Below are 4,230 nucleotides of genomic sequence, written 5' to 3' on the forward strand. Positions count from 1 at the left end.
TTGTCCAAGCCTGCAAAAATACACTCTTCGAAGCTGTCCATCAGGGCGTGTTTCTGTTCGGCGGGGATGTTGCTTTCTTCAAAGCTCAGGCAGCCGGCGGTGTATTTCTTGGCGTAATCGCTGCTGTTTATCAGGGCGGCGGTTTCTTCGGGGTCGCCGCGTAATAATCTGGCTTCTTCTCGGTCGCGGTCTTTGCCTAGAAGATAGTCTATCGGACCACTCCCGCCGCCTTTCCCCCTATTGAAAAACTGCACAATCATTGGGACTGCCATCCGTTCTTTTCTTTGGCTAAAAAATCCCGTAGGGAATTTAAGGAACGTTCCAACGCTGCCAGCTCGGTCGTCGCCTTGAGTGCTTCCACATTGCCCAACGTGCCGACCTTTGCGGCGGTGTTCAGGGCCTTGGCTATTTGGTTCAGGTTGTTACCCATGCCTGCAAGGACGCGCACGACTTCGGGCGGGAATTGGAATTTGACGGTTTTTTTGTCGGATGCTTTGCCATCTTCCAAAACCCGCTCCCGAATGTAGCGGGCTAAATTCGGATGGGTCTTCTGTCGGGTCAAAGTCTCAAACTCGGTCGGGCTGACTCGGATGATGAGTTGCTTTGTTCGCTTTTCGGCGGCACTCGAACCTGTCAAAAGGGCAAAATACCCCTGTTTTTGACTGCTTTCTGCTCAAAAAAACGGCATTTCATCACGGCATTTCGCCGATACTCCATGAAGAACTCCGGGAAGAACACGCACGCCGCCCTGTCGGAACTGGTTTCATGTTTCCCCCAAAACGCCGCCCTGCTGGCCGGCTTAGGTCGCGCTGCTGCGCTCCAAGCTTTACCGCTTCGCCTGCTGGCTTCGCTAAATTGCGGATTGGAAAATTTTGAAATAAGAACCCCTATCGGGCTGTTATCTGATTATGGTTATTTTGACATAGTTGTATCATCTTAAAAACAAGCATACAATCTGCAAATCTTAGACAAAGCAAAACCCCCGCCAAACGCCAATCTGCACGGGGGTTTCGAGATACAACATGAGCCAATTATACACCCAACCCGACCTCTTCTTGCAAGAACGTATCCCACACAAGCCATACTGCAAAGATTTCAAAGAAGCGCCTATGCTGGTGCGCTCTTACGCTGCCGCCATCAAACGCCGCTACATCCAAGTCAATCCGCCGCATCTGCGTGTGTTTATGCTCTTTGACTTGGATTACGAAGGGGCGGGGTTGGCTTGGGAAGACAATAATCTGCCTATGCCTGCTTGGGCGGCAATCAACAGGGAAAACGGCGGCGCACACCTTGCCTATGCGCTTTCCGCGCCTGTGCTGACGGCGGAATACGGTGGGAGACAAAAAGCCCTGCGCTATCTTGCTGCACTTGAAGCAGCATATAAGGCGAAATTGCGCGGTGATGTGGGCTTTGTATCGCTGATTACGAAAAATCCCGAACATCCGCATTGGCTGACGCTGCGCGGCGTTCCTGACGCAATCAGGGGCTACGATTTGGAGTATCTTGCGGATTTCGTGGATTTAGACAAGTTTAAGCCCTATATCGGTCGCTCTAACGTGGAAGCGGTCGGATTAAGCAGAAATTGCACGGTGTTTAACCTTGTGAGCCGTTGGGCGCACAAAAACGTGTTGGCGTTCAAACAGCAGGGCTACACGGTGCAAGGCTGGCTGAAAGAAGTGCATTACCAGTGTATGCGGGTAAATGGGGATTTCCCTGTCCCGATGTGGGAAAAAGAAGTGAAATGTATCTCCAAATCAATCGCTAACTGGGTTTGGTACAAGTTTGATATTGCAGCCAGCAATCGACGGTTTTCGGAATTGCAGGCTCATCGGAATAGTTTGCGGAAAACAACCATCAATGCAGGCAGAACAAAAATCATCACGGAGCTTTGAAATATGGCCTATCCAAAACTGAAAACCACCAAGCGAGACGTTACGGCTAAAGAACTGGCAAAACGCTTCGGCTGTTCCACAAGAACCGTTTTTCGGGCATGGTCGCAATCCCGCGCCGACTACCTAGCCGAAAACTCTATCAGCCGCGATAAACCGTGGGAACACTTCGGCATTTCCCGCGCCACTTGGTACAGGCGCGGCAAGCCTATGCCGTCTGAAACTGACAACCAAAGCGAAACAGCATGACAAGATACGCAATAAACCGCGATGCTCTGTACTCGGCATTCAAAGATTTTCTGTATTCGGAAATTAACGCAAATCCTGCTTTGAAAAGCGCAACGGTTGATGATCTTGCAGATATAGTTCTAGCCAAAAAATGGAGAATTTTTCTGCCTGACGGCATCAAACGCACAACAGCCGAAAAAGCTGCCCAACGGGTTTTGTACATGACAAACCAGCCTGAAAACCAAACCCAACAGGAGAACTAACCATGCAAACCACTATCCCCACCGGTTCAATCCGCACCTTTGGCGATTACGGCGTGATGTACATCGTCGGCACGCCTGCCGAACAGCTTCCGGACGGCGATTGGCTCGTAAATATTGAACTGCCGGAAAGCGGCGAACACACGCAATACAAACTGTCCCACATCGTTCAAGACCCAAAGGCTGCCTAATGTACGCGATTTCTTTTGATTTGGTGGTTGCCGATACCGCTCAAAACCATCCGAAAGGCATTTCCCAAGCCTACGCGGATATTGGATACACCCTGCGGAAATTCGGCTTTACCCGCATTCAGGGAAGTTTGTACACCTGCCAAAACGAAGATATGGCTAACCTGTTTTCAGCCATCAACGAGCTAAAAGCTCTGCCTTGGTTTCCGTCTTCTGTCCGCGATATTCGGGCGTTCCGCATTGAGCAGTGGTCTGATTTCACAAGTCTTGTGAAGTCTTAACTGCCTTACCGTCCAACATCCGCCGCAGCCCTGCCAGTTTTTGGCGCGCTGCGGCGTTTTCTGTGCGTTTTAGGGCTTCGGGTAGGCTAGCCCCCAATACTTTGGCGATATTGCTCGGATAGGGCTTTCTCGCGCCCGCAATGCGGGTTTCTGCTTCCGCTACGGCTTCTGCCCCGTAGGTCTCTATCAGCCATGCGGCTGTTCGCCTGTCGCGTTCGTTCTCGGTAATCATCGGCTCATTCCCCATCCCCTGCTTTGGGTTCGTTTGTGTCGTTGGCTTATCGTTTGGCTAGTTGATTCAAGATTTCGCTCTGCCGTTGCCGTATTTCGCTCTGCCGCTCTAACTCGGCTGCCAAGCTCGCTAGCTGCTGCGCTAAACTCGTGTTTTCCTGCTCTAGCTCTGCCAACCTTTCGCCCAAGTGCGTTAAGGCTTTCATCATTCGCTTCTCGGTCGCTACGCATACCCGCGTTGCTTTGCTGTTCTCGACTGGGCAATTTTCCAGTGTCAAACCTTTGGTCTTGGTTTCCAACAGGTCTAGGGTGCGCTCTGCTTCGGCTCTCTGCTGTTTCAAGTCGTCCAGCTCGTTCTTGACGCTCCATATCGCTATGAACAGCCCTGCTATGACTATCAACCCTGCCGCCGATATACCTAGCAAGCTCCACAGATAGGGCTTGAATACTGCCTTGCTCATGCGTAACTGCCGGGCGTTTATATCGGCGGTTATTTTCTGCTCGCTTTGCTTCAATGCCTCGTTGATATTTTTCCGTAACGTCTCTAAGTCTGCTTTCGTTTGTTGCTCTATGCTGGCGGCTTCGGTGCGTGATGTCTGCTCGAAGGTCTTCGCCAAATCGGAAATCTTGCTCATACAGTGCGCCTTTCAGTCGGATGTTGCGCCCTTTTGGGTCCGGGTTCTTGATGCTGATGCTGCTGATGGTCGCTCGTGATATTTCAAAACCTACCTTTTCCAGCGTTTCCAGCACGTCTGCGCGGCTTTTTAGCTTGCCTGATAGGGCTAGGGCTTCTAAGCCGTCTGTGATGCTCTGTGATGCTCTGTGCGGCTTCCTGCGTGTTTCTCGGCAGGTCTTTGGCTTGGGTCATGCTCTGCCGTTTGGCGGGGTCGTCTGGGTCGCTGTATCCGTGCGTCAGGTTCTGCATGGTGCGCCATGCGTCCACTCTTCCTCTGTCGGCGGCGTAGTAGTAGGGCTGTAACCGCTTTCCGCTCAAAAGCTCGATGTTCGGTATCACGAAGTTGAGTTCCAAACGCCCTTTGTCTCGGTGTTCTACCCATAGGCAGTTGTATTGGTCTTTGTCCAAGCCTGCAAAAATACACTCTTCGAAGCTGTCCATCAGGGCGTGTTTCTGTTCGGCGGGGATGTTGCTTTC

11 protein-coding genes are annotated in these 4,230 nt (G+C 51.5%); 6 read left to right on the forward strand and 5 right to left on the reverse strand.

The annotated features are described in order from the left end of the window. The coding region (locus ACQRAX_RS25310; protein WP_427867766.1) for a hypothetical protein at positions 1-260 on the reverse strand (260 nt) is incomplete at its 3' end. After that, a complete protein-coding gene (locus tag ACQRAX_RS25315) occupies positions 257-637 on the reverse strand; it encodes a MobC family plasmid mobilization relaxosome protein (protein WP_014580441.1) in 381 nt (126 codons plus the stop codon). The genes ACQRAX_RS25315 and ACQRAX_RS25310, both read right to left, overlap by 4 nt. On the opposite strand from ACQRAX_RS25315, the gene ACQRAX_RS25320 reads away from it, so the two are divergent. From ACQRAX_RS25320 to ACQRAX_RS25345, 6 genes are all read left to right on the forward strand, one after another. Beyond that, positions 542-940 (forward strand): hypothetical protein, encoded by a 399-nt coding sequence (locus ACQRAX_RS25320; RefSeq protein ID WP_025455849.1) that lies wholly within the window; start codon positions 542-544, stop codon positions 938-940. The two genes, ACQRAX_RS25315 and ACQRAX_RS25320, sit on opposite strands and share 96 nt — an antisense overlap. Positions 941-1,022: 82 nt before the next feature. Further along, positions 1,023-1,892: a replication initiation protein gene (locus tag ACQRAX_RS25325; protein ID WP_003690219.1), complete on the forward strand. Its 870-nt coding sequence runs from the start codon at positions 1,023-1,025 to the stop codon at positions 1,890-1,892. A gap of 3 nt (positions 1,893-1,895) precedes the next feature. After that, the gene (locus tag ACQRAX_RS25330) at positions 1,896-2,138 is read left to right on the forward strand and encodes an HTH domain-containing protein (RefSeq protein ID WP_003690220.1); all 243 of its coding nucleotides are present in this window, start codon (positions 1,896-1,898) and stop codon (positions 2,136-2,138) included. Beyond that, entirely contained in the window at positions 2,135-2,380 is a 246-nt protein-coding gene (locus ACQRAX_RS25335; protein WP_003690221.1) for a hypothetical protein, read from the forward strand. The genes ACQRAX_RS25330 and ACQRAX_RS25335 overlap by 4 nt, the downstream gene beginning before the upstream one ends. 2 nt (positions 2,381-2,382) lie before the next feature. Continuing rightward, positions 2,383-2,568, forward strand: coding sequence for a DUF5397 family protein (locus ACQRAX_RS25340; RefSeq protein WP_003690223.1), 186 nt, complete (start codon positions 2,383-2,385; stop codon positions 2,566-2,568). Beyond that, positions 2,568-2,846, forward strand: a complete 279-nt coding sequence (locus ACQRAX_RS25345) for an endoribonuclease VapD (protein WP_003690225.1) — start codon at positions 2,568-2,570, stop codon at positions 2,844-2,846. Before ACQRAX_RS25340 ends, ACQRAX_RS25345 begins: the two co-directional genes overlap by 1 nt. Here ACQRAX_RS25345 and ACQRAX_RS25350 read toward each other — a convergent pair. From ACQRAX_RS25350 to ACQRAX_RS25360, 3 genes are all read right to left on the reverse strand, one after another. Beyond that, complete coding sequence (locus ACQRAX_RS25350; protein WP_003690227.1) at positions 2,824-3,078, reverse strand: Cryptic plasmid protein A; 255 nt, start codon at positions 3,076-3,078, stop codon at positions 2,824-2,826. The two genes, ACQRAX_RS25345 and ACQRAX_RS25350, sit on opposite strands and share 23 nt — an antisense overlap. A gap of 46 nt (positions 3,079-3,124) precedes the next feature. Then, positions 3,125-3,712, reverse strand: coding sequence for an MbeB family mobilization protein (locus tag ACQRAX_RS25355; RefSeq protein ID WP_047918851.1), 588 nt, complete (start codon positions 3,710-3,712; stop codon positions 3,125-3,127). 83 nt (positions 3,713-3,795) lie between these two features. Next, positions 3,796-4,230: hypothetical protein (locus ACQRAX_RS25360; protein ID WP_427867767.1), on the reverse strand; the 435-nt coding region annotated here is incomplete at its 5' end.

It is taken from the genome of Pseudomonas sp. UM16 (assembly GCF_050312595.1).
Classification (GTDB): domain Bacteria; phylum Pseudomonadota; class Gammaproteobacteria; order Pseudomonadales; family Pseudomonadaceae; genus Aquipseudomonas.

Bases quoted from the DNA above. Each gene is read 5' to 3' on its own strand.
- ACQRAX_RS25320 (WP_025455849.1), top strand. From the start codon at position 542: ATGGGTCTTCTGTCGGGTCAAAGTCTCAAACTCGGTCGGGCTGACTCG.
- ACQRAX_RS25325 (WP_003690219.1), top strand. From the start codon at position 1,023: ATGAGCCAATTATACACCCAACCCGACCTCTTCTTGCAAGAACGTATC.
- ACQRAX_RS25330 (WP_003690220.1), top strand. From the start codon at position 1,896: ATGGCCTATCCAAAACTGAAAACCACCAAGCGAGACGTTACGGCTAAA.
- ACQRAX_RS25335 (WP_003690221.1), top strand. From the start codon at position 2,135: ATGACAAGATACGCAATAAACCGCGATGCTCTGTACTCGGCATTCAAA.
- ACQRAX_RS25340 (WP_003690223.1), top strand. From the start codon at position 2,383: ATGCAAACCACTATCCCCACCGGTTCAATCCGCACCTTTGGCGATTAC.
- ACQRAX_RS25345 (WP_003690225.1), top strand. From the start codon at position 2,568: ATGTACGCGATTTCTTTTGATTTGGTGGTTGCCGATACCGCTCAAAAC.
- ACQRAX_RS25350 (WP_003690227.1), bottom strand. From the start codon at position 3,078: ATGATTACCGAGAACGAACGCGACAGGCGAACAGCCGCATGGCTGATA.
- ACQRAX_RS25355 (WP_047918851.1), bottom strand. From the start codon at position 3,712: ATGAGCAAGATTTCCGATTTGGCGAAGACCTTCGAGCAGACATCACGC.